This window comes from Rathayibacter sp. AY1A3 (assembly GCF_002930975.1).
GTDB lineage: Bacteria > Actinomycetota > Actinomycetes > Actinomycetales > Microbacteriaceae > Rathayibacter.
Genome location: NZ_PSTO01000006.1, coordinates 66,811 through 86,416 on the forward strand (window position 1 = coordinate 66,811; position 19,606 = coordinate 86,416).

A 19,606-nucleotide genomic window follows, 5' to 3' on the forward strand; every position below is an offset into this window, starting at 1 on the left:
GACTACTCCCGACCGGCGGCGGACGACGCGCGGTCGTCCTCGGAGCGGTGGGCGTCGGCGTCGTCGGACGCGTCGTCGCGATCGGCCGCGGCCTCGTCGCGCTCGGACTCCTCCGCCGGAGCGACCTCGACGGTCGCGGTGCGGGGGTCGCCGTCGTCGTCGACCGGCTCGACCTGGACGCGGACCACGAACTCCGCGGTCTCGACGACGGCCGGGGCCGCGTGCGTCTCGACGCGGGGGTCGTCCTCGTCGCGCTCGGCGGCGCGCTCGTCATCGGCCGTCTTCTGGGCGGCTGCGCGCTCGTCGCGCTCGTCGGCCGCGCGGTCCATCGCGTCCGCGGCGTCGTCGGCGGCGTCCGCCAGGCGTCCGCGGGCGGAGTCGACGGCACCGGAGACGGCGTCGCGGGCGTTCCCGGCGGCCTCCTTGGCGGAGTCGCGGGCGTCGGACGCGGCGCGCTTGGCGGTGTCGACGAGCGGCTCCTCGTCCTCCTCCGGCTTCTCGATCGGGTCGAACGGGCCGTGGACGTCGGTCGCCTCGACGTTGACGACGACGTGGCCGCCGGCGACCGGCTCCGCCACGCGCTGCACCTGATCGCGCACGGCGTCCAGGACCTCGCTGACGGGGTGGGGGTACTCGACGACGAGGTCGATGTCGACGGTGGTGACGCCGTCGGCCTTCGAGACCGTGACTCCGGGGACGGTGCTGGTGCCCAGCACGCGGCGGGAGGCGCGGTCGAGGCCGCGGGCGACGGCTCCACCGAGGTGGTGGACGCCGGACACGCGCTGGGCGCTCTCGCCGGCGGCGGTCGCGACCCGGCTCTCGGTCGACTCGGGCTCGGACGGCTTCCCGTCGCGGCGGGCGGACTCGCGCCGACTCTGCTCGTTCGGGGTCGGCTGCTCATCGGTGCGGATGCGCTCGACGGTGCCGGGCTCCATCGGATCGGACATGGGGTGCTCCTTCAGAAAGACTTCCATCCCGCCTGAGCGGGGCTCTCCGGCCCTCCCGATCGGGAGGGCCGGACGGTGGTGCCGGCGGCTACTGCACGCGGGCGGTGCCGCTCATCTTCGTCCGCAGACCGCTGACGATCTGGATGACGACGGGCGTCTCCTCGCCGAGGAGGGCGTCCCACTGGCGGACGGCCTGGTCGACCGTCTGCCGGGTGCGGGCGGGCGAGGCGCCGCGGCGGGTGTGCGCGGTGACGCGCAGCACCTTCTGGTGCTTGATCTCGAACGCGGTCACGTCGACCGCGACGATGGACGGCTCCTGCGACAGGGCCTCCTCGAGGACCTGCTCGGCGACCTTCGCGTCGATGGTGACGGAGCCGCCGGTGGGCGTCCCCGCTCCCTCTCCCGAGCCGACGCGCAGCAGCGTGGAGGTGCGGCCGCGGCCCTGGCGCACGATGAAGCGCACCAGCAGCAGGATGAGGACGAGCGCGACGACCGCGATGACCCAGAGGATCCACGGGGTGCCGCCCGAGAGGGCCTGGCTCGTGGGGTCGGCCGCGTCCTGCGCGGCGGTGGACACGTTCTCCTGGACCTGCGGGAGCAGCGACCCCACCGCGACGGCGCCGCCGGCGAGGAGGAGGACGAGGCCCACGACGAACAGGAGCAGCCGGTTGAGGAATCGGTTCGTGGTGGTCATCAGCGGACCGTTCCCTTCTCGGACAGGCGCACCTTGGAGCGCAGGCGCGGGGTGCAGTCGAACGTGGCGAGCTCGGCGTCGACGGCCTCGCGGATCGGCGTGACGTCGACGCTGCGGCCGGAGGTGCGGGAGACCGTCACGTCGACGACGCGGGATCCGACCGACACCGACACGTTGTCCGGGTCGACGTCACCGGCGTAGCCGGCGGTGCGGGCGACGGCCTGCGCGATGACGCGGTCGTCGACGATCGCCGCGGTGCGGTCGGTGCTGACGGCGCGACGGCCGCGACGGCCGGGCTTGAGCGACACGACGATCAGGACGAGCCCGATCAGCGCGAGCACGGCGCCGGCGGCGGCGGTCAGCGCGATGGGCGCCGCGGCCGCGTTGAGCAGCGAGGACGCTCCGTCCTGCGGGGCCACGAGCAGCGCGGGCTGGCCGAGGACGGCGAGGACCGCCTCCGTGCCCAGCCACGCGAACAGGAGGATGAGCAGGACGGCGAGGACGATCGCCGGTCCGGAGCGGGACGAGTGCGTCTCGCGCCGCACCAGGCGCGGGTAGAGCGCCCGGTCGGCAGTGGTGGGAGTCGTCACGACACCCTCCTTCGTTCTCGGAGGTCGGCACCGGTGATCCGGAGGTCGACCCGGCCGATCGTGGAGCCCGTCAGTTCGAGGCAGCGCGAGCGGATGGTCGTCTGCGCCCGGCTGAGTCGGTCCAGCAGCGTCCCGGAGGAGCGGCGGCCCGTCTCGCCCAGGGGCGTGACGTGGATGGGGGCGTGCGCGACGACGTGGAGGCGTCCTCCCTCGTCGTCGAGCTCGACGGACACGTCGGACGAGTTCACGTCCAGCGCCTCCGCGGTGACGGCCGACACGACTCGGCGCACGGCGCGCGAGCTGATCGTCGTGCGGCCGTGGCTGGCCTCGTCGGCCATCACCGCCGCGGTCACGAGGACCGCCGCCCGCGGAGGGTGTCGCCGAGGGAGCGCAGGTCGAGCTTGCCCTCGACGACCCGCCCGACGCCGTAGCCGATCGCCATGGCGAGGGCGACCCAGAGGAGCGCCCAGAAGCCGAAAACGAGAGCGGTCAGCGCGAGGACCGCGCCGAGGACCAGGCCGATGTGGGACGGAGTCACTTGACGCGGCTCTCGGTCTCGTCGTCCTTGTCGTCCGAGGGGATGAAGACGTCGGAGATGGTGACGTTCACCTCGGCGACCTCCATGCCGACGACCGAGGAGATGGCCTCGGAGACGGCGGAGCGGATGCTGTCGGCGAGCTTCTGCAGCGCGACGGGGTACTCGGCGACGACGGTGATGTCGGCGGCGACCTGCTTCTCGCCGACCTCGACGGAGATGCCCTGGCCGCGGTCCTGCGCGTTGATCGCGTTGCGGATGGCGCCGATGGCGCGGGCGGCGCCGTTGCCCAGGTCGTGCACGCCGGGGACCTCGCGGGCCGCGATGCCGGCGACCTTCTCGACGACGCCGTCGGCGATCGTGTTCTTGCCGGCCGAGGTGGCGGTGCCGTGCTTGGCCGAGGAGGCGTTGGCGAGGCTGGTGGGGGTGACGTTGGTCATGATCTTCTCCAGATGGTCAGAGGTCGTGGCCGGGGCCGCGGTGCTCACGATCCGTGGCACATGATGAAGACGTGGCCCGGGGCCCGGACGTCCCGGTGGCTCAGCCAAGGTGCAGGGAACGTCGAGCGCGGATGCGTTTCGCGGCCAGCGGGCTGCACAGGCCCCCGCGGAGCACTCGCGGAGCGGCCAGCCGAGTGCACAAGAGGTGGAGCACAAGGGGTTCGCGCGAGACGGGTGAGCGGAGTTCGCGGAGCCGGATTGCTCGGTACTCGCCGTGGGCACGCCGCCGCCAGCTAGAAGGCGCCTCCGCAACCGCCACCCGCGCCAAATTTGAGCCGGGAGCGTCCCAAGCACGTAGGGTCTCATCCGAGCGATGCTCAACAGAGCGGAACTTATGCCGATAATTCTGAGGAATTCGCGACGAATGAAGCGCGGAGCCGTTCTCGTTACCCTGCTGCTCTCAATCGTGACGGGTTGCTTCGTTCCAACCGCGACAGCTGCCGCGGCCGACGGAAGCACAATCGTCTTCCAGTGGAAGAATACCGAGAAGCGATCCCTGTTCGTCCGGTCAGGGGCTTGGAACGGAAACAAGGGCTTCGGTTGGGTAAAGATCCAGACCAAGCACAACATTCACAAATTTCAAACGCTCCGCTTCATCTCGAACAACCCAAAAGGTGCGACCTTCCAGGGGTCGGATGCTCTCTACGAGGCATACGCCAATAAGAAGGTCTGTACAGACGGGAAGTGCACCTACACGGACAGCATCCCCGTCAGGCTCGTCATGGCGTTTGAATATGTGTCCAATTACTACGGCGTCGACATCAACGGGACTCTCGGCGTGAAGACGAGCTACTGTATTGCGGACGATCGGTCAGGCGACTGCCCTGACTGGGTGGATCTAGCCTTCGCCGGTACCGTCTTTTCCACCAGTTCGGACAAATACCCTTCGGCGATGACCACCACCGTCGAAATGAGCTATTCGCCTCGAACTCGATTAAGCGACTGAAGGAAGGCAAGGAGAAGCAGGTGACTTCTTCCGACGTCGCCCGGTTCCTCGAGCACTTGCGGGCGCGAGTCGTAGACGTTCGCGATCCGCGCTCTGCAGCCCTCGTGTGGGTACTTGGAGTCGAGGACACGGAGGGTGATGCAGTCGTCCTCTACCGCGAGAGAGCGGGAGGTCCACTACTCGGGCGCCGCTACCGACTTCCTGAGTACGCGGCTCTGTTCGATATCGGGTCCTCGCCGGAGCGATTGGCCGACATTGCCTTCACCGACGATGTTTCTGACCCTACCGGCGGAGGAGTCGAGGATGCGGCCGCAGAAGAGCGAGCCGGGCTAGAGCCGGGCAGCGGGGTCCAGTGGGTATAAAGAACGAGAGTCATGACGTAACCGACGGACGAAACCAAACCGACACTATGCAAGACGGCTCGTAGGCGGCGGACGATCAGAACCCGATAAGCGTAGAAGATCCAACTGAGGTGCCACAAGATATGGCGCTGTGCTCTGGTCTTCGCGGCAGACATACCCGGTTGCCGGACAAGTACATTGTATCGGTTGGCTTCGGTAGACGGCTCAGGGTTATTTCGCCGTGACGGATGGTGGGGAAGAAGTTGCGAATCAAGAGGAGGTCGAACTCGAAGCCCTCGTGAACGGCATCGAGGTCATGTCGGTCTGCTGTGCGGAGGATGCGCGGACGGGATCCCCTGCTACGAGTCCGCGAGTGAGACGTTCTCGACGGAGTGAACGCCTCCTGCCGCGCCGTTCTTGCGTGGAGGCGCGCCGACACGATGCCCCCACCGGCGCCGGAGAGGCCTCGCGCTCCTCGATGAGCGAGAGGACATAAGCTCCCACACGTGGCAGCCGGCGCAGTGATGTACAACTTCGCGATACAGCTGGCTGATGTGGACCGCGGCGTCTACGAGGACATCACGTTGCGAGCCGCTCGGCACCCCTCCGAGACCGACGTGTACATGATGACGCGCGTGCTCGCGTACTGCCTCGAATACGTGGAGGGGATCACCTTCAGCGAGGGGATCTCGTCGACGGCGACCGAGCCGGCGGTGCTGGTCCGCGACCTCACCGGCAGGCTGACCACGTGGATCGAGGTGGGCGCGCCGGATGCCGAGCGACTGCACTTCGGGAGCAGACTGGCCGACCGCACGACGGTCTACACGCATCGCAACCCGGAGAAGGTGATCGCGGCGTGGTCCGGCAAGCGCGTCCACCAGCTCGAGCAGATCACCGTGCAGAGCTTCGACCAGGGGTTCCTGGATGCCGTGGTCGCGGTACTGGAGCGCCGCAACACGCTGACCGTGTCGGTCGTCGAGGGGCAGCTGTATCTCGAGTTCAACGGCGTGACGTCGAGCAGCGACATCCACGTGCATCAGCCGGGCTGAGCCGGCGCCGAGTGTCACGAGGTCCGTGTCCGGAAGACCGGTCGGAGGACACGATGGAGCATGACGGCAGAGCACTCGCCGCCGACGAGACCGATGTGCATCACCGGCCCTCACCTGTCGCGAGCGTGCACGTCCGGGCGGTGGTGACCTGGCTGGCGATCTCTCCTCTGGTCACCATCGGGATGACAGTGCCGGCCCTCGTCGCGGACGAGTGGCCTCCTGTTCTGCGGGCCTTCGTCCTGACCGCCGTCGTGGTGCCGCTCGCCGTCTACCAGGTCGTGCCGCGGCTGCTCCTCCTGCACGGCCGGATCGTCGCCTTCCGCGGACGTCGCCGAGCGGCCCGAGGCTGAGGTCGGACGCTGACGACTCCGGACGCCGAGGGGCTCGAGGCCGCTCCGAGTCGAGTGGGGTCCCGGAAGCCGGTCGCGGGCGATGGTCGCGGGGGATGCCTGCTCCTCGACGCTGCGGGTGTTGAGTTCGAGGAGTCCCTCGGGGGGTGAGCTCGGCGCTGATCGAGTCGATGATCCTTCGCTAACGCCGAGGGCCGCTTCCCTGAGGAAGCAGCGTAAGTGGCGGCGGAGTACCGGGCGCTGTGCCGCGGGTGAATGAGACGCTGCGACGACTGGCCGACCAGTGATCCCCAACGTCGCGTACGGCGGGGACATGGGCGGTCTCGTGCGCTACCTCGCGGGCGAGGGGGGCGCGAACGAGCACACCGAGCAGCACTTGATCGCGGGGAACCCGGCGATCATGGCGATGCACGGTGAGAGCGTCCTCGACCAAGCCGAGGCCGCCGCGATCGCGGCAGAGTTGAACGAGTACAAGAACTTCTTCGGCGTCGAGGTGACCCGCCACGAGAAGGTGTTCGACAAGGACTCCGGCGAGTAGATCGGCAGCAAGCGCGTCGCCGCTGACGTCTGGCACTGCTCCCTCTCGCTGCGTGCGGAGGAGGGGCAGCTCACCGATGAGCAGTGGGGACGGATCGCGACCGATTTCGTGGACCGGATGTGGTCCGCCGGCGAGTCCTCCGCAAAGGCGGACTGCCGGTGGATCGCCGTGCGGCACGGGCTGTCGAAGAACGGCAACGACCACATCCACATCGCTGTCTCCGCGGTGCGCGCCGACAGGACGAAGGCGCACGTCGCGTATGACAAGGCGCTCTCGCAGACGGTCAGCCGTCAGCTGGAGAAGGAGTACGGGCCTGCGGCATGGGCGCGTTGAATGCTCGCCTGGTGTGCGTCGGCAGCCATACGTGCTTTTTCGACCACTCCGGGCGGGAATCGGACGCCTGAGGCGGCCGCCTGGATCACCTGCAGAGGCGCTTGCAGGGTCGGGACCAGGAATGCTCGCTTGTCGAGGAAGAGCTGTGCCGTGGGGTCATCGAGGAAGATACCGTGCTCGATCGAGCGCACACCTGCTCGGAGCGCCCGAGCGATACCTGTCGTTCCCTGCGCGTGTGCGAGGACATACTTGCCCTGCTCCTCGGCCTCCTCCACGATCACGCGCAGTTCTTCTTCGGTGTACTGGGCGTGGCGCGGGTCATCGCTGGGAGTGAGTACGCCACCCGTTGCGCAGACTTTGAGGTGGCGCGGAACAGATCGCCGCCGCGCTCGACTGGGGCGACACCGGAATCTCCTGACGCCACGAGTGGTGCGCCGCGGGCTTCGGGACGGTCAGCACGCCCGAGTCCATGCCGGAAGGATCCCCCCCTCCCCCGGCGCCCGCCGTCGGATTCGACCAGGGTCTTCGATGACATGGAGAGCGTCCACCAGGATGGCAGCGACGGGTACGACAGCCAATCTCATCGGTGGTCGTTCAGTTGAGAGATCGAGAGAGGTTCCGGCAGGTGCCCGATCGCGGCGGCGTTGTGCGCCTCTAGCGCTTGGGAGGAGCGGACAGGTCCCAGCGGACCGGCTCATCCACTCAGAGTCCGACCGGACTTCGGTACTCGTATGAGACGGCGCCGGTCTGTCCTGAAAGCCCATGCCATAGATTCGAGACATGGTGAGCGCAGCCGGATCAGCACCAGGGCAGAGTCCCCTGCTCGTCCTTTCCAAGATCACCGACATCCTCGACGCCTTCACTCTCGAGTTCCCGGTCCTCACGCTCTCGCAGATCCGGGAGGCGACGGGCCTGCCGGTGTCCACCACGCAGCGGCTGGTCGTGAACCTGGTCGCCCAGGGCTTCCTCGACCGAGACGGCGACTCGTTCCGCATCGGGCTGCGGATGGCCTACTGGGCGGCGCCGGCGGTCCGCGGCATCCGCGCGGTCGACGTCGTCGCGCCCCTGCTTCGCGAGTTGCGCGACAGGACCGGAGAGACGGCGAGCCTCTTCCGATCGGAGGAGGACTACCGCGTGTGCATCGCCCTCGAGGAGACCCATCACGAGCTCCGGCAGGACAGCTACGTCGGCAAGGTCGCGCCGTTGACCGCCGGCTCAGCGGGCCGCGTCCTGCTGGCATGGAACGACGCGCTGCGGGCCGAGGTGCTGAACCGCTCTGCCTCGGACCTCGCGCACGAGAGGATCGCAGACCGGACCGACCTCGGAGACCTGCTCTCCGAGACGGCTCGGCTCGGCTATGCGATCACCGGCAATGAGCGCGTCGACGGGCTCACCAGCATCGCCGCCCCGGTGTTCGACCCGGACGGCCGCGTCCGGATGGCGATCAGTGTGAGCGGGCCGGTCGCCCGCATCGCCCCCGACGACCTCGGCCGGTGGACACCCCTGGTTCGGGAGGCGGCCGGGCAGGCGACGCGGCTCCTCGGGGGGCGTCGACCGGCGGCGGTCAGCTGACCGTCGCGCTGTCCCCCACCACCCACGGGAACGCCTCGGCCTTCGAGCGTGCGCCCTGGCGAGCCTTCGAGCGGTTCGGCTCGTCCAGCTCGGTCAAGAGGCTCTCGGATTCGCGCACCAGTCGCCCGAAGGCCGCGGTGTCCAACCACTCCGGGCGCATCGCGAAGAGGAGGTCCTCGGAGGCGGTGTTGCCGCTCGCTCCCGGCGCGAAGGGGCAGCCGCCCAGTCCGCCGAGGGCGCCGTCGACGACCGTCGCACCGGCCTGCACGGCGGTCAGCGCGTTGACGACTCCGGCGCCCCACGTGTCGTGGCCGTGGAAGACGATCTCCCGAGAGGGCGTCTCGGCGAGGACGCGGGAGACGAGGGACGCGACCTGACCGGGGTGCGCCTGTCCGAGCGTGTCGCAGATGACGATGTCCTCGGTCCCCTCGGCCCGGGCGTCGTTCGCGATCTCGATGATGCGGTCCTCCGGAACCATGCCCTCGAACGGGCAGGTGAAGGAGGTGGCGATGCACAGCTGGATCCGGCCGCCGACGCCGTGGGCGAGTGCGACGGCATCGGGCATGGCGTCGAGGCTGGCCTCGGTGGGGCGGCCGATGTTCGCGCGGTTGTGCGAGTCGGAGGCCGAGAAGCAGTACTGGAAGTTGCGCGCCCCGGCCGCCGCCGCCTTCTCGATGTGCCGCGGGGTGGCGACCCAGACCCAGCTCCGCTCGAGCTCCTCGGGAGTCAGCGCTTCGATCACCTCGAGCGTGTTCGCCATCGGAGGCACGACGTCGCCCCGCGCCATCGAGCCGATCTCGAGCTCGGGCACTCCCACGGCGAGGAGCGAGCGGGCGAGCCGGACCTTGCGCTCGACCGAGAGCATCCGTCCGGTGAGCTGGAGGCCGTCGCGGAGGGTGACGTCCCTCAGCCGTGCCGTCATCGGAGGTCCGCCCCGGAGTAGGTGCGAGTGGTGGGGGTGCTGCCCTGGATCATCGCCAGGACCTCCTCTGTGTCGTGCCCCAGTTCGGGAGCGAGGGTGCGGAGAGGGAGGGACCGGCCTCCGAGAACCGGGACGACGCCGGGGAACCCGACGCCCTCGATCGTGCCGGCGCCGGTCTCGACGTCGAACTTCTGGATCATGTCGCGCGCGGCGTACTGCTCGCTCGAGCTGATGTCGGCCGCCGTGTAGATCGGCCCGGAGGGAACGCCGCACTCGTCGAGGATCGCGAGCGCCTCGACGGAGGTCCGCGTCGCCGTCCAGGCGCCGATCGCGGCGTCGAGTTCGTCCCGCCGCGCCCAGCGCAGGTCGTTGGTCGCCAGCCCCGGGTCGGCGGCGAGATCCGCCCGGCCGATGATCTCCATGAAGCGCTGGAAGATCGCGTCCCCGTTGCCCGCGATGACGATGCTCGACCCGTCCGAGCAGGAGTAGGCGTTAGTGGGCGCGATGCCCTCCATCCGACCGCCCACGCGCTCGCGGACGATCCCGTGGGCCTGGTAGTCCGGGATCAGCGACTCCATCATCGAGAACATCGCCTCGTTGAGGGCGACGTCGATGACGCGCTCCTCAAGCGGAGCAGGTCCGAGGCCCGCCGCCCGTCGCGTCTCGCGCTGGAACAGCGCCATCATCACGCCGTACCCGGCGTACAGTCCCGCGATCGAGTCGCCGATCGAGATGCCGACGCGCACGGGTGGGCGGTCCGGGTCTCCGACGAGCTCGCGGAAGCCCCCCATCGCCTCGGCGACGGCGGCGAATCCGGGTCGCTCGGAGAGGGGCCCGGTCTGGCCGAACGCCGAGATCCGTCCGACCACGATGTCCGGGTTCGCCTCGTTCAGCACGTCCGGTCCGATTCCCCACCTCTCGATCGTTCCCGGGCGGAAGTTCTCGAGCACGACGTCGCACTCGGCGGCGAGCCGGCGCACGGCGTCGCGGCCCTCCTCGGTGCGGAGGTCGAGGGTGATCGACTTCTTGTTCCGGTTGATCGCGTGGAAGAGCATCGACGTCGTCGAACCGGCGTGCAGGCGCCACTTGCGCAGCTCGTCGCCGGTGCCGGGCCTCTCGACCTTGATCACCTCGGCTCCGAAGTCGGCCAGCAGCCGGCCGGCGGTCGGCGCCGCGATGAAGTTGCCGAGCTCGAGCACTCGGAGGCCGTCGAGCGGCGCGATGCGGGGTGCGGTGGTCATGATCCGGATTCCGATCGGGTCAGAGGAAGATGCTGAGGACGAGGGTGACGCCGAGGGCCACGATCGAGGCGACCGAGACCCCGACCGTGCACGTCTTGAGAGTGCCCCTCGTCGTCTGGCCGAGAAGCGACTGGAGCAGCCAGAACGTGTTGCTGGTGACATGGACGGCGAAGAGCGAGCCCGCTCCGGCCGCGAGGGCGATCAGGATCGGGTCGAGCCCGATGACGGGGGCGATGGGCGCGAGGATCCCCGCCGCGGTGATCGCCGAGATCGTCACCGATCCGACCGCGATGTGCAGCACGGCCGCGATCGCCCAGACGATCAGCAGAGGCGCGAAGCCGTTGGCGCTGAAGGCACCGCCGAGGATGTCGCCGAGCCCGGTGGCCGCGACGGTCGCCGCCAGAGAGCCGCCCACTCCGGTCAGGATCAGGATCTGGCCGCTCTCGCGGAATCCGCTGATCACCGACTTCTCGACCCGGGGACGTCCGACGGTGAAGCGTCCGACCGCGCTGGTGCCCAGGACCGCGAGCAGCAGAGCGAACACCGGGTCGGTCACCAGCTCGAGCGGAGCGACCGACACCTGTGCGATCTGCAGAACAGCGCCCGCAGCGATGAGAGCGAGGCAGGTCAGAAGCGGCGCGAAGAGCAGGAGCAGGGCCGGTTCGGTCCGGACGGCGTCGCGCTGCGCGGCGCCGACGCCCCTCGGAACGCCGCCGACCTTGCTGAGCCGCTCCCCCGCGGGAAGCGACGAGGTGTCCAGCGGCACGGCTGCGGGCACAGCCTCGTCGGACGCCTCCTCGTAGGGCGCCTCGTCCTTCTCCGGATTCCAGAACCCGAGACGGAAGAGGGTGCTCATAATCAGGATCGAGATGACGATCGTGGGCACGACGACGACCAGGCCGAAGAGGAGCATCGTGCCCAGCGGGACCTCGAGGACACCCGCGAGGGCCAGCGCGGCCACACCGGGGACCATCAGGACGATGCCGCACTCGAGACTGATCGCCATCGCCGTCGCGATGCGCGGAACACCCAGCCGCCCCAGGTGCGGAGCCATCCGGCGCGCAAGAGGAGCCGAGATCACGAGGAGCACGTCGAGGAAGATCGACTGCAGCAGCGTGCCGATCGTGAGCCCCATCGCATAGGGCAGGCCCTTCGCGCCGAAGATCCGGAGCAGGTGGGACACCAGCCGCTGGATCGCGTTCAGCTCGCTCAGCATCGAGCCCAGCAGCACGCCGAACGTGATGAGGAGCCCCACCTCGCTCATGATCGAGCCGAAGCCTCCGGTGATCGTGCTGATGGTCTCCGCCGGACCCAGCCCGGTCGAGAGGCCCAGGAAGATCGAGCCGATCACCAGCGCCACCGCCGGATTCAGGCGGAACCGCGTGATCAGCACGACGACGCCGAGGATGGCGACCGCCGTGATCACGAGGGTGAGAGTGTCTGACGTCATCGTCGTCCCATCAGGTATGTGCTCGACTCCGCCGTCCACGCTCCCCTCTGGAGCGACCCGACTCGGCAGTGCATTACCTACATTATGGACCTGAACCCACGATGTAAGCAACTGAGCGTGTGGCTGACGCTCGGTTGACAGATGCTCTCGACGAGCTGGGCGCGGGCAATGCCGTCTCGGTCCTCGATGCAAACGTCGACGACATCGAGTGCGCTCGCCTGACAATGAACCACCTGTTCGACCTCGGCCACGAGCACGTTATGAGGCAGGAAGCCTCTACAGTCGCGACCGGCGCGAACGCACACTCCGTTCGTCTGGCCGAGTGCAGCTAAGACCGAGGAGGGCGCGACCGGGCGCTGGCCTCGCCCTGAGCCTCGACTATCCCGGTGCCGTCGACGGTTGAGCTCGTCGATGGGCTCGTCGCGAGCAGCCTGGTCGTCCGCGAGACCGATCGGGCCGACCAGCGCGTCCGCCACCCACGCCACTGACCTCGGCCGCCCCGTCGTTCGCGAGCTGATGGCCGCTGGTCTCGAACTGGGCGAGGACGTGCTTTCAGGCCTGTCCCACGAGGAGCTCGAGACAGGCCTACGGACGATCAGCCGCGAGCTGTGTACCGCGCGCGACTGATCCCCGCGAGGCTCACCTGGCCGGCGCGCTGCTGTTGACAGGGGTCGCTCGCCCCATGGTGATCCCGTTTTCATTGAACGCGTCGACGGCGATCCAGTAGTCGTACCCGGCGTTGAGGTTCGGCAACCGGAGCGAGGTCTGTCCGTAGAGAAGCCAGCTGTTGTACAGCTTGTCAGGTGCGATCCCGTAGCGGACGTTGTAGCCCTGGGCGCCGTCACTCGGCTCCCACTCGAGCTGCGCGATGAGCTCATCTACTCGACGGGCAGCGGGAGCCGCGGGTGCCGGCGCGTCTCCGTCCCCGAATCCGAAGACGCGGAGTCCGCCGACGGCCAGCGGGCCGCCGAACGGCATGCGCCCACCGGTCAGGCGGACGTAGCGTGCCGCACGGGCGTCTCCAGGACCGCGAAGGCATGGGGCGCCTCAGCCGAACCCGCACCGTGGTCGACGACGGTCGTCCAGTTCACTCCGTCGACCGAGAGCTCGATGCGGAATTCGGTGGGATGATTCCCCGCGAAGTGACCCCGGTACTGGCAATCGAACTGCTGCCCCGAGTCCGGCAGAGGTGCGATGGCGGCGAGGTCGTCGACCGCGAGGTTCACCTGGATCGCGTGAACGGTTCGCTCCGAGTGAAGCTCGAGGTGTAGCCACTCTCCGGGCGCTGCCGAACCCGCCACCCACCAGTCGCGGATATCCTCGTTGACCGCCGAGGCGGGATTGCAATCCGCCTTCGACGACGAGGCCGTGACCGTTGCTCCGAGCGATTGCAGCATCCACCCCGCGAAGGTGTCCGTCCAGGGATCGACGAGGCCGTTCGGGACGAGTGCGGGGTAGTCACCGAAGTTCTGAATGGAGAACAGCACGCCGTCCGAATCGAACCCACGAGACGAGATCACTCGAGTGCCAGAACCCACCGGACTGCGATGCGAAGAGGAAGAAGCGGTCCTGGAACCACACGATCGACGGGTCCGCCGCTTCAAGGTGCACCGTTCGGCCGACCCGATCAGGCCCGCCTTCGTGGATCTCCTGGAACCGGTAGGCGAGATTCAGCGAATTGCACACCAGTACCCGCGGATCGAGGGGTCGTCCTGTGCTGCTCCTGCGTGCTCATCGGGTGCGGGCCGGAGTGATGGTGAGAGTGATGTCGAGAGGGACCGTCGACGAGGGGCCGATGCCGATGTCGACCGTGGTCGCGTCCTGCGTGTCGGACCGCGTGGCGGCGCTCCAGTAGCGCAACTGCTCGGGGCCGATGGGGAAGGTGACGGTGCGCTGCTCACCGGGCGCGAGGGTGATGCGCTCGAAACCCTTGAGCTCGCGCAGAGGGCGGGAGGACGCACCGTGCCGCTGGTGGATGTAGAGCTGCGCGACGTCGTCCGCGGTGCGATTCGACGTGTTGCGGACGTCGACCGAGACCAGTGCGATGTCGCCGATGGTCATCGTGTCGCGATCGACGCGCAGCTCGGAATACTCAAACGTCGCATACGAGAGACCGTGTCCGAACGGGTAGAGCGGCGTGCTCTCCTCCTCGAAATACCGCTTCGCCTGGTCTTGTGGCGCGAAGGTACGCAGGTGCGAGTGGATGATCGGCACCTGCCCGACGTGGCGCGGCCAGGTGAACGGAAGGCGGCCCGCCGGCGAGTGCTCGCCGAGCAGGGTCGCGGCGATGGCGTCGCCGCCGCGCGTGCCGGGGTACCAGGCCTGCAGGATCGCGGGGACGTTCTCGTTCGCCCAGCGCAAGTCGACGGGACGTCCGGTGACGACGACGAGGACGACGGGTGTGCCGGTGGCGGTGATCCGCTCGAGCTGCTCCTGCTGGCGGCCGGGGAGATCGAGCGTCGACGTGGAAGCTCCTTCGCCGGCCTGGTTCTGCCGGTGGCCGACCACGACGACTGCGACGTCGGCCGCGGCGGCAGCGGCGACCGCGCGCTCGATCTCGCTCTCGTCGTCCCAGTCGTCCGGGGTCGAGGCGATGCTGGGATCCGCCTGGTCCATCGCTGTGGGGAACCTGCGCTCGAGGATTCCCGCGCCGGGCGCGTGGGTCACGGCGTCGCTTCCTAGCCGGGAGCGGAGACCGTCCAGGACGGTGACGGTCTCTGCGGTGTCGTGGTTGAAGACCCACGGCCCGAGCATGTCTCGGGGGCTGTCGGCGAGCTGCCCGATGACCGCGACCGTGCGGAGGCGCTCCGCGGAGAGCGGGAGAGCATGATCGGTGTTCTTGAGCAGGACGAGGGACTGCTCCGCGGCCACGCGAGCGATGTCCCGGTGCTCGCTCGCGCCGAGCACGTCGTCGACGGTCGAGGCGTCGGCGTAGGGCCGCTCGAACAGACCGAGGCGGAACTTGGCCTCGAGCACGCGACGAACAGCGGTGTCGAGGACGCTCTCGTCGATGCGCCCCTGGGCGACGGCCTCGGGAAGACGGGAGAAGGCAGCATCCGAGATGGCCATCTCCATGTCGAGTCCGGCCTCGAGGGAGCGGACCGCAGCGTCTTCCAGATCGCTGGCGAAGTGCTGCGTCTCGAGAGAGCGCACCGCATTCGCGTCGGAGACGACGAAGCCCTCGAACCCCATCTCCTCGCGCAGGACCTCGGTCAGCAGCCACCGGTTGGCCGAGGCGGGGACACCATTGAGGTCCATGTAGGCGCTCATCACGTTCGCCGCACCGGCGTCGATCGCCGCGCGGAACGGGGGGAGGTAGACGTTGCGCAGCTCGGAGTCGGAGACCTCTGCGTCGTCGTAGTCGCGTCCGCCTCGGGCGGCACCGTAGCCGGCGAGGTGCTTCGGGCCGGCGAGGACGCGGTCCTCTCCGAGGTCTCCCTGGAATCCGCGGACCTGCGCTGCCGCGACCTCCGCTCCGAGTACCGGGTCCTCTCCGGCGCTCTCGACGATGCGTCCCCAGCGGGGGTCGCGGGCGATGTCGATCATGGGCGCGAACGTCCAGTGGATTCCGACTGCTCGCGCTTCCCGGGCGGCGACCGTCTGTGCCCGCTCGATGATCTCCGGGTTCCAGCTCGCGGCGAGAGCGATCGGAGCGGGGAAGACGGTGCGGAAGCCGTGGATGACGTCGAAGCCGAACAGCAACGGAATCCCGAGGCGCGTCTGCTCAACGGCGACCTTCTGCAGCCGGGTGGTCACTCTTATGTCCGTGACGAAGAGGATCGATCCCACTGCACCCTTCTCCAGCACGCTGTCGACTGCTCTGGGCTGCTCGAGGAAGGCGCGGTGCTCCGGCGGAAGCGAGTCGATGTCGACGTCCGCGGGCGCCTCGGGAACGCCGAAATAGAAGTACTGCGTGAGTTGCCCGGCCTTCTCCGCGACGGTCATCCGCCCGAGGAGGTCATCGACGCGCGCGGATACGGACGCCGAGGCGTCACGGTACAGAGGAGTGGTCATGTGGGTCTCCAGTAGTGGAACGTCGGTCAGGCGGGAAGGACTCCGCGTCGGGCCTGATTCGAGGTGTTGAGCGCCGACTACGCCTGACCTCCCGGGGGAAGACCGCTGAACTCCGTCGGCTTCGCTGTCGAGGGTGGGTCTGCAGGGCGACCGGTCAGAGCATTCCATTGTCACGTGGCACTAAGTATTGGTGACGGGGGCGTCGCTCCGCAAGGTCGCTCGAGACGTCCTGCCGGAAGCAAGGGCATGCCGGTATGAGAGACTCCCAGCGTGACCATGGAGAGCTCGAGTCCTCGCGCCACGAGCCGAGATGTGGCCAAGCTCGCGGGTCTGTCCCGGACGACGATCAGTCAGATCCTCAACGGCAACGATGCCCGATTCCCGCAAGAGACCCGCGACCGCGTGGCAGCGGCCGCCGCCCAGCTCAACTACCGCCCCTCCCGCGCCGGGCGAGCGCTGGTCTCGGGAGTCAGCGACCTCATCGTGATCGTGGTGCCGAACATCACCTTCGGCACCCGCCTCCAGCAGACGATCGAGCGCTACTCAGCCGAAGCGGAACGGCTGGGTCTCAATGCCGTCGTCCGCTACGTCGGAAGCGACATGGCGGCAACGCTGACCACCATCCTCGACCTCCGCCCCGCAGCCGTCTTCCATCTCGCCGTCTTCGACCGCGAGACGACCGCCGAGCTCGAAGCCGCGGGCACTCCAGTTCTGCCGAGGTCCACCGGGAACCCCGGCGACTCGAGCGGCTTCGATCACCTCGTCGGCCGGATGCAGGCACACGAGCTCCTGAAGGTCCCAGCACGCCGCCTCATCTACGCGATCCTCGACGACGATCGGGTCGGTCCCTTCGGCATCCGTCGTGCCGAAGGAGTCGCAGAGGGTGCGGCGGACGCAGGCGCACCGGCGCCCGAGGTGGTGGCGGTTCCCCTCGATCTGGAGGGCGCCGTTGACGCTCTCGGGCCAGTCCTGCAGCGGATCGACGGACCAGTTGGCATCGCCTGCTACAACGACGAGGTCGCGATCGCCGTGCTCGCCGTCGTCCGCAGCCTGGGATGGAGCGTTCCGGACCGGGTCGCGGTCGTGGGAGTGGACTGCATCGACGTGGGACAGCTCATCTCGCCCCGGCTCACCACCATCGCGATCAACTTGGCCGGAATCGACGCGCAGTTCGTGGTGGAGCTCAACCACCTTCTTGGCCAGCCCGAATCCGACGGAGAAGCCGAGGCGCCGGTCGCGAACGAATCGCTCGTAGCGCTGGTACATGGCGAATCCAGCTGAGTAGCGCGTCGGTCTGGGACGGATCGGACAACAGGGGCGCCCGTCGGTAAAAAGTTTTACATCGAGAAATCTTTTACACCGTGCAATGATGCAGCTGTGACAGAACCCGGGCGCCGAGAACGCAAGAAGCAGGCCACTGCCGTGGCGATCCAGAGGGCGACCCTGGAGCTGGTCCGTGAACTCGGGCTGGAGGAGACGACGGTCGAGGCCATCAGCGATCGAGCGGACGTGACCAGCAGGACCTTCTTCAACTACTTCACCGGCAAGGAGGACGCAGCCCTCGGGAACATCAGGAGTGCCGGAGCGCACTTCGATCGCGATGCCATCCTCGCCCGTACCGGCTCCGCCTTCGATCGCGTGCGGGAGACGATCCGCGAATCGCTCGCCGACACCGGACCAGGAGAGGCGGAGCGGACGTGCCTCCGCCGAGAGGCCATGGGCCGCTACCCGCACCTCATCGCCCGTGACCACCGTCGGATGAGCGACGTCAGCGACGAGCTGCTCGCCATCCTCGAGGGGCTGCTCTCCGTCGAGGACCCCGACGCTCTGCCGGCCACCGTGCACCTCCGGGCCGTCACGATCATCACGGTCATCGGCGCCGCGTACAGCATCGCGGCGCAGCTCTGGAGCGGTGACATCGCGGGAACGAGGACTCTGGCCGAGCACTTCGACACCGCCTTCGACTCGATTGCCGAGATCGGGTCGCGGGTGCGCGCATCATGACGTCTCGGACTGTCGCCCCGAACCTTCCCGGCGACCAGGAGGCGCCCCGGCCTCGAGTGGTCTGGGTGTTCGTCGCCGTGCTGGTCACCATGCTCCTCGCGGCGCTGGACCAGACGATCCTGGGCACTGCGCTGCCGACGATCGTCGGAGAGCTGAACGGCGTCGATCACATGCTGTGGGTGGCTACCGCTTACATCCTCGGGGTTACCATCACGATGCCGATATACGGCCGGCTCGGCGATGCGATCGGCCGGAAGGGCCTCTTCCTCGCGACCATCGCGATCTTCGTCCTGGGATCGGTGGTGGGCGGCTCCGCGACTTCGATGGAGATGCTCATTCTGGGACGAGGGATCCAGGGCGTGGGCGGCGGAGGAATGATGCTCCTTTCGCAAGTGATCATCGCCGACGTGATCCCCGCCCGCGAACGAGGCAAGTACGGCGGCTACATCGCAGCGGTGTGGGGCCTGTCGTCGGTCCTCGGTCCGCTTCTCGGCGGCTGGTTCACAGATGCTCTGACGTGGCGCTGGGCGCTCTGGATCAACATCCCCCTGGGTTCCGCGGCCTTCCTCATCTCCTGGCGTCTCATCCGGCTGCCGGAAAAGCCCCGCCGACGGCCGCGCATCGATGTCGCCGGAATCACGCTGCTCGCTGTCGCCGTCTGTTGCGTCGTGCTCGTCACCTCCTGGGGCGGAACGCAGTACGCCTGGGGCTCCCCCGTCATCCTCGGCCTCGTCGCCGCATTCGTCGCCGCCGCAGCGCTGTTCGTCTGGGCCGAGCACCGAGCGGCGGAGCCGGTCGTCCCGCTCTCGCTGTTCCGGACACGCGCCTTCACGCTGCCCACCATCGCGGGCCTGATGTTCGGGCTCACCATGTTCGGCGCGCTCGGATACCTCCCGACGTTCCTGCAGATCGTGAACAGGATCGATGCGACCGCGTCCGGGATGCTGATGCTCCCCATGGTCGGCATGCTGATGATCACGAGCATCGTCGGCGGCACCCTCGTGACGCGGACGGGTCGCTACAAGTGGATGCCGATCGCCGGCTCCTTGACGGTGATCGTCGCGCTTCTGCTCTTCTCCACGATGAACGCGGCGACTCCGCCGGTGCTCGCCGCGGTCTACGTCGGGATACTCGGCGTGGGGATCGGCCTCGGCATGCAGGTCCTCGTACTGATCGTCCAGAACTCGCTGCCGGGCTCGATGCTCGGAGTCGCGACCGCGTCCAACAGCTTCTTCCGTGAAGTCGGCGCCCTCGTCGGGTCGGCGCTCGTCGGTAGCCTCTTCGTCGCGCGGTTGACCACGAACCTGCAGACCGGCTCGAGTGGCTCCAGCCTGCCCGAGGCGAACAGCCTCACGCCCGCCGCCATCAACACGCTGCCGGCCGCTCAGCATCTGCTCATCGTGGATGCGTACACCGACGCGCTCGCACCGGTGTACCTGTTCCTCGTCCCGCTGATGGCGCTGTCCGCCTTACTGATGTGCTTCGTCAAGGAGATCCCGCTCTCTACCCGCGTGCCCGACGAGATGACGGATTCGTCCGACAACCCGGTCTGAGACCGGATCTGGAGCCGAGCCCGGATC

21 protein-coding genes and 1 pseudogene are annotated in these 19,606 nt (G+C 68.4%); 9 read left to right on the forward strand and 13 right to left on the reverse strand.

The features are described from left to right. Positions 1-2 precede the first annotated feature (2 nt). From C5C10_RS04455 to C5C10_RS04480, 6 genes are all read right to left on the reverse strand, one after another. Positions 3-947 carry an Asp23/Gls24 family envelope stress response protein gene (locus C5C10_RS04455; protein ID WP_181073392.1) on the reverse strand — a complete coding sequence of 315 codons (945 nt, stop codon included), beginning with the start codon at positions 945-947 and terminating at the stop codon, positions 3-5. Positions 948-1,035: 88 nt separating this feature from the next. Next, positions 1,036-1,641 carry a hypothetical protein gene (locus C5C10_RS04460; RefSeq protein ID WP_104238125.1) on the reverse strand — a complete coding sequence of 202 codons (606 nt, stop codon included), beginning with the start codon at positions 1,639-1,641 and terminating at the stop codon, positions 1,036-1,038. Continuing rightward, positions 1,641-2,231, reverse strand: a complete 591-nt coding sequence (locus C5C10_RS04465; protein WP_104328631.1) for a DUF6286 domain-containing protein — start codon at positions 2,229-2,231, stop codon at positions 1,641-1,643. Before C5C10_RS04465 ends, C5C10_RS04460 begins: the two co-directional genes overlap by 1 nt. Next, positions 2,228-2,584 carry a hypothetical protein gene (locus tag C5C10_RS04470; protein WP_244230558.1) on the reverse strand — a complete coding sequence of 119 codons (357 nt, stop codon included), beginning with the start codon at positions 2,582-2,584 and terminating at the stop codon, positions 2,228-2,230. The genes C5C10_RS04465 and C5C10_RS04470 overlap by 4 nt, the downstream gene beginning before the upstream one ends. Next, positions 2,581-2,769, reverse strand: a complete 189-nt coding sequence (locus C5C10_RS04475) for a DUF2273 domain-containing protein (RefSeq protein ID WP_104223990.1) — start codon at positions 2,767-2,769, stop codon at positions 2,581-2,583. The genes C5C10_RS04470 and C5C10_RS04475 overlap by 4 nt, the downstream gene beginning before the upstream one ends. Beyond that, positions 2,766-3,206: an Asp23/Gls24 family envelope stress response protein gene (locus C5C10_RS04480; protein WP_104223989.1), complete on the reverse strand. Its 441-nt coding sequence runs from the start codon at positions 3,204-3,206 to the stop codon at positions 2,766-2,768. The genes C5C10_RS04475 and C5C10_RS04480 overlap by 4 nt, the downstream gene beginning before the upstream one ends. 424 nt (positions 3,207-3,630) lie before the next feature. Between C5C10_RS04480 and C5C10_RS04485 the strand changes: the two genes are divergently transcribed. The 5 genes from C5C10_RS04485 (at position 3,631) to C5C10_RS18425 (ending at position 6,823) form a co-directional block, all read left to right on the forward strand. After that, positions 3,631-4,212 carry a hypothetical protein gene (locus tag C5C10_RS04485; RefSeq protein ID WP_104328632.1) on the forward strand — a complete coding sequence of 194 codons (582 nt, stop codon included), beginning with the start codon at positions 3,631-3,633 and terminating at the stop codon, positions 4,210-4,212. Positions 4,213-5,059: 847 nt separating this feature from the next. Next, complete coding sequence (locus C5C10_RS04490) at positions 5,060-5,602, forward strand: YaeQ family protein (RefSeq protein WP_104328633.1); 543 nt, start codon at positions 5,060-5,062, stop codon at positions 5,600-5,602. Positions 5,603-5,655: 53 nt separating this feature from the next. Then, complete coding sequence (locus C5C10_RS18160) at positions 5,656-5,952, forward strand: hypothetical protein (RefSeq protein WP_104328634.1); 297 nt, start codon at positions 5,656-5,658, stop codon at positions 5,950-5,952. 313 nt (positions 5,953-6,265) lie between these two features. After that, positions 6,266-6,490, forward strand: a complete 225-nt coding sequence (locus tag C5C10_RS04500; protein WP_146082101.1) for a hypothetical protein — start codon at positions 6,266-6,268, stop codon at positions 6,488-6,490. A gap of 48 nt (positions 6,491-6,538) precedes the next feature. Continuing rightward, positions 6,539-6,823: a relaxase/mobilization nuclease domain-containing protein gene (locus C5C10_RS18425; protein ID WP_374953339.1), complete on the forward strand. Its 285-nt coding sequence runs from the start codon at positions 6,539-6,541 to the stop codon at positions 6,821-6,823. Here C5C10_RS18425 and C5C10_RS17525 read toward each other — a convergent pair. Then, positions 6,781-7,161, reverse strand: a pseudogene (locus tag C5C10_RS17525) (amidohydrolase family protein); the annotation flags it as partial. The gene C5C10_RS18425 and the pseudogene C5C10_RS17525 overlap by 43 nt on opposite strands. 442 nt (positions 7,162-7,603) lie before the next feature. Here C5C10_RS17525 and C5C10_RS04510 point away from each other — a divergent pair. After that, entirely contained in the window at positions 7,604-8,395 is a 792-nt protein-coding gene (locus C5C10_RS04510) for an IclR family transcriptional regulator (protein WP_104328637.1), read from the forward strand. On the opposite strand, the gene C5C10_RS04515 is transcribed toward C5C10_RS04510, so the two are convergent. The 6 genes from C5C10_RS04515 to C5C10_RS04550 all read right to left on the reverse strand — a co-directional run bounded on the left by C5C10_RS04515 (position 8,388) and on the right by C5C10_RS04550 (position 16,022). Continuing rightward, a complete protein-coding gene (locus C5C10_RS04515; protein ID WP_104328638.1) occupies positions 8,388-9,317 on the reverse strand; it encodes a hydroxymethylglutaryl-CoA lyase in 930 nt (309 codons plus the stop codon). The genes C5C10_RS04510 and C5C10_RS04515 overlap by 8 nt on opposite strands. Then, complete coding sequence (locus tag C5C10_RS04520) at positions 9,314-10,558, reverse strand: CaiB/BaiF CoA-transferase family protein (protein ID WP_104328639.1); 1,245 nt, start codon at positions 10,556-10,558, stop codon at positions 9,314-9,316. Before C5C10_RS04520 ends, C5C10_RS04515 begins: the two co-directional genes overlap by 4 nt. A 19-nt stretch (positions 10,559-10,577) precedes the next feature. Then, positions 10,578-12,008 carry a GntP family permease gene (locus tag C5C10_RS04525; protein WP_104328640.1) on the reverse strand — a complete coding sequence of 477 codons (1,431 nt, stop codon included), beginning with the start codon at positions 12,006-12,008 and terminating at the stop codon, positions 10,578-10,580. Between the two features lie 639 nt (positions 12,009-12,647). After that, positions 12,648-12,986 (reverse strand): fibronectin type III domain-containing protein, encoded by a 339-nt coding sequence (locus tag C5C10_RS04540; RefSeq protein WP_104328643.1) that lies wholly within the window; start codon positions 12,984-12,986, stop codon positions 12,648-12,650. 11 nt (positions 12,987-12,997) lie between these two features. After that, positions 12,998-13,495, reverse strand: a complete 498-nt coding sequence (locus C5C10_RS04545; protein WP_104328644.1) for a discoidin domain-containing protein — start codon at positions 13,493-13,495, stop codon at positions 12,998-13,000. 244 nt (positions 13,496-13,739) lie between these two features. Further along, positions 13,740-16,022 (reverse strand): glycoside hydrolase family 3 N-terminal domain-containing protein, encoded by a 2,283-nt coding sequence (locus tag C5C10_RS04550; RefSeq protein ID WP_104328645.1) that lies wholly within the window; start codon positions 16,020-16,022, stop codon positions 13,740-13,742. Between the two features lie 276 nt (positions 16,023-16,298). Here C5C10_RS04550 and C5C10_RS04555 point away from each other — a divergent pair, with 276 nt between their 5' ends. From C5C10_RS04555 to C5C10_RS04565, 3 genes are all read left to right on the forward strand, one after another. Continuing rightward, complete coding sequence (locus tag C5C10_RS04555; protein ID WP_258060419.1) at positions 16,299-17,303, forward strand: LacI family DNA-binding transcriptional regulator; 1,005 nt, start codon at positions 16,299-16,301, stop codon at positions 17,301-17,303. Positions 17,304-17,444: 141 nt separating this feature from the next. After that, entirely contained in the window at positions 17,445-18,026 is a 582-nt protein-coding gene (locus tag C5C10_RS04560; RefSeq protein WP_181073393.1) for a TetR/AcrR family transcriptional regulator, read from the forward strand. Then, a complete protein-coding gene (locus C5C10_RS04565; protein WP_104328648.1) occupies positions 18,023-19,579 on the forward strand; it encodes an MDR family MFS transporter in 1,557 nt (518 codons plus the stop codon). Before C5C10_RS04560 ends, C5C10_RS04565 begins: the two co-directional genes overlap by 4 nt. Positions 19,580-19,606 lie beyond the last annotated feature (27 nt).